Annotated in this window: 4 protein-coding genes; all 4 read left to right on the top strand. The window is 37.2% G+C overall.

What is annotated here, in order from left to right:
• Positions 1 to 304 precede the first annotated feature (304 nt).
• The 4 genes from spx to tnpC all read left to right on the top strand — a co-directional run bounded on the left by spx (position 305) and on the right by tnpC (position 3,080).
• Positions 305 to 700 carry a transcriptional regulator Spx gene (gene spx, locus FD47_RS13885; RefSeq protein ID WP_054736820.1) on the top strand — a complete coding sequence of 132 codons (396 nt, stop codon included), beginning with the start codon at positions 305 to 307 and terminating at the stop codon, positions 698 to 700.
• Positions 701 to 924: 224 nt separating this feature from the next.
• Positions 925 to 1,104, top strand: a complete 180-nt coding sequence (locus FD47_RS13880) for a hypothetical protein (protein ID WP_054736699.1) — start codon at positions 925 to 927, stop codon at positions 1,102 to 1,104.
• Positions 1,097 to 1,453, top strand: a complete 357-nt coding sequence (gene tnpB / locus FD47_RS13875; RefSeq protein WP_015639741.1) for an IS66 family insertion sequence element accessory protein TnpB — start codon at positions 1,097 to 1,099, stop codon at positions 1,451 to 1,453. The genes FD47_RS13880 and tnpB overlap by 8 nt, the downstream gene beginning before the upstream one ends.
• Positions 1,454 to 1,544: 91 nt before the next feature.
• Positions 1,545 to 3,080, top strand: coding sequence for an IS66 family transposase (tnpC, locus tag FD47_RS13870; RefSeq protein ID WP_054736700.1), 1,536 nt, complete (start codon positions 1,545 to 1,547; stop codon positions 3,078 to 3,080).
• Positions 3,081 to 3,475: the final 395 nt, after the last annotated feature.

Raw genomic sequence — 3,475 nt, 5'->3', positions numbered from 1 at the left:
GTAGTGTTGCACTTAATTTGACAATTCAAGCAATTTTAATTTGTATCATTATCGAATAATATTTATTTGGCACAGGGTAAAAAGGAGTAAAATAAATATGCCTTCAATAACAAAATTCTATTGAAAGCATTGTATAAATGTGATATAAAATAAGAAAGCGTATTCAGAAACATTTAGAGATTTGCTTATGTAAATTTTTAAGCGTTTTACTTTTGTTATAAATGTGATAACCTAGTATTAATTAATCAGTTGTTCCCAATCATATTTACGCCCACTTTTTAATGGTATAAGGAGGGAATTTAAAATGATAAATTTACTAGTAACACCAAGTAGTACTTCAAGTCGTAAAGCTAAACATTGGTTATTAGAACATCATGTGTCATTCCAAGAGAGAGATATGTCTCGGCGAGCACTGAATGCGTCCGAAATCAAATTATTATTAAGCTTAACAGAAAATGGTTGTTGGGATCTAGTATCTACACGTTGCAAAGTATTTAAAAAACTCAATGTTGATATCGAGAGCCTGACTTTATCACAGTTTATTCAGTTGCTTACTAAGCATCCTGAAATGATCAAACGTCCTATTATTTTTGATAGAAATACTTTACAAGTCGGATTTAACGAAGACGAGATTCGAAGTTTCCTTCCTAGAAGCGTTAGAGAGAAAAATTTTAAGCACCTATTAGCCAAAGCCAATTAACAAATGAAGGCTATTTCTTCTTGATAGATCAAAACAAATAGTGATATTAGGATTAGTAATATTATGATATTACTAATCCCTTTTTATTTCTTTGAAGAAATATATTTTTTACAATTTTGCTTAAAAACCACGAATAAAAGTAAGCACTAAATAACTGGACGTCTACTTCGTAGACGTCTTTTTGAGTACCATAGAATTATTAATTAAGTATGAGGTGATTCTTTATGGAAAAGACCATTGTGCCAGTACCCACTGAAAAGTTACAAATTACAAAGATTGATGATCCCAATAAAATTCAACCGGCCTGTCAATTAACCGTCAATAATAAAAAATTAAGTATCATTAATAATGCCCAGCCAGAAATATTGAAGATCATTCTAAAGGAGCTGATGGCGGGTGCCTAAATTACTCAACTTTACCGAATTAGATAAAGTCTATTTGGTTTGCGGCAAAACAGATTTACGCAAAGGAATTGATGGGTTAGCAACAATTATCCAAGATCAATTCGACTTAAATCCATTTTCACCCGCATTGTTCCTATTTTGTGGAACACGGAAAGACAGATTTAAAGCTATCTATTGGGAAGGTGACGGCTTTGTATTACTTTACAAACGTTATGAATCAGGACATTTACAATGGCCAAGAACCGCAGTGGAAGTCCGGCAATTAACAAATCAGCAACTCAAATGGTTACTAACCGGGCTGACGATTGAACCATCGGTTCATCGTGTTAGACCAGGCAATATTTATTGAAAGTCTCGCTCTGTCAACCTTTCTAAAAGGTATAGGCAAGATTCAAACTTCATGATATGATCATTGAAAACCAACCGAGGTGGTGAGACCAATGGATATTATTGAGGAGCTTAAAAAGATTAATGCCAGTCAACAAGCTCAAATTGAAGAGCTTATTCGGCAGAATCAAATTTTAACTGAGCAGGTAAAATATCTTCGCAACAAATTATATGGTCATTCGAGTGAAAAATCGATTGACGATGGTCAAACCTCTCTATTTGATGACGCCAGTAATGGTGTTTTCGAAGACCCAGAGTCAACTGGAGAACAAATCGAAATTGTCACAGTTCGTAAAAAGAAAAGGCAAAGTCAAAAAGCGAAAATCACGAAAAACCTCCCGATAAAGGAAGAACTGATTGAATTAGCCGAACATAATTGCCACAATTGTGGCAATGCCTATCAGATATTTAAACGGTTGATTGGAGACAAATTTCATCTCCAACCAGCTCAAGCATACATAGTTCGTCGGTATCAGGAAGTTGGCAAATGCCAACATTGTTCAGAGGACGTCAATTACGATGGCGACCAATTTGTTTCGGCAACGGTCCCACAATCATTCATGGCCCATAGTTTGGCTTCAGAAGATTTAGTCGCAACAATTATTGCCAATAAATATGAATTAGCCTTGCCACTTTATCGTCAACGACAACGTTTAAAGGGATTGGGACTATCGGTATCCGAAGCCACCTTAAGCAATTGGGTGATTTTTGGATCGGAGAGGGTTGCTTTAGTCGATCAGTTGCTTTTCAGGAAGCTTAAGCAGCAACCATATTTGCATGGCGATGAAACGCCAATTCAAGTTTTACGAGAACCAGGAAAGTCGGCAACCTCAAAGTCATTTCTATGGGAAATGCGATCTGCCGCTAACGCGGCTACTTCGATTATCCATTTTCATTATGACCCATCTCGAAGTGAAAAAGTGGCCCGGGCGATTTACGAAGGCTTCAACGGAACTCTTGTCTGCGATGGCTATGCGGGTTACAATCACATTCCGCCAGGGATTCGGCGGGCTGGCTGTTGGGCGCATGGACGACGAAAATTTGTGGATGGCACTAATGGAATTGAGAGCCAAAGGAGTCTTGGCCGCAAATTTGTCAAAAAGTTCGATCAACTATTTGCGATCGAACGAAAAGCTCAGGGCTTTTCACCACAACAGTTGTTAGAGATTCGACAACGAGAGTCCAAGCCAATTGTCGATAGCATATGGCAGCTAATGAGTGAAACTACCCCTATCAACAAGTCTAAGTTGGGACGCGCTTATACCTACATGGTGAATCAGCGTGAACAACTAGAGGTCTTTTTAAATGATCCTGGGGTGGCCATTAGTAATAACATTGCCGAACGGAGTATCAAAACTTCGGTCATTGGTCGTAAGAATTGGCTTTTTAGTACCGGCCAGCGCGGAGCCAAGGCTAACGCCCTCTTCCTAGGCCTATTCGAAACGGCCATTGCCAATCATTTAGATTTCAAAAAATACTTAGTCTATCTGTTCACCTACTTGCCTCGGTTAGGAGATTCCCCAACTGACGAGGAGTTAGAGGCTTATTTACCATGGGCTAAAGCAGTACAGCAAAGCTGTGCAGCTTAACTGTAAAAACTTAAAAAGGCATTCGATTGTGTTATCTGAAGAATAACATGCTCGAATGCCTTTTTGAATACGTCCAATTATTTAGTGCTTACACTAGAAAACATCAGTACATTCCTTAACTCAGGGTCTATAACTAACAAATAACCCCTCAAAAACGTTGTTAAAATAGCCCCCAATATNTTTTTGAATACGTCCAATTATTTAGTGCTTACGAATAAAACATAAGTTCTGTTAGTGAAAATATTTTAGCAGAAAAAACTCTTTTTTCAGTTATTAACTATGCGTAAAGACACTCACATGGGAGTTAAATAAAAAAGAATCTCTATTAAAGATTCCTAATAAATATAGTACTTGAATTGTCAAATTAAGTGCAACACTAATTAAATAAAGAATGG

Origin of the sequence: Lentilactobacillus parafarraginis DSM 18390 = JCM 14109, from assembly GCF_001435895.1 — a bacterium.
In the GTDB taxonomy this organism is placed as follows: domain Bacteria; phylum Bacillota; class Bacilli; order Lactobacillales; family Lactobacillaceae; genus Lentilactobacillus; species Lentilactobacillus parafarraginis.
This window is presented reverse-complemented; position numbering and strand designations above follow the sequence as displayed.

What these genes read in the sequence shown, in the direction of transcription:
- spx (WP_054736820.1), top strand. Translation starts at nt 305, where the DNA reads ATGATAAATTTACTAGTAACACCAAGTAGTACTTCAAGTCGTAAAGCT.
- FD47_RS13880 (WP_054736699.1), top strand. Translation starts at nt 925, where the DNA reads ATGGAAAAGACCATTGTGCCAGTACCCACTGAAAAGTTACAAATTACA.
- tnpC (WP_054736700.1), top strand. Translation starts at nt 1,545, where the DNA reads ATGGATATTATTGAGGAGCTTAAAAAGATTAATGCCAGTCAACAAGCT.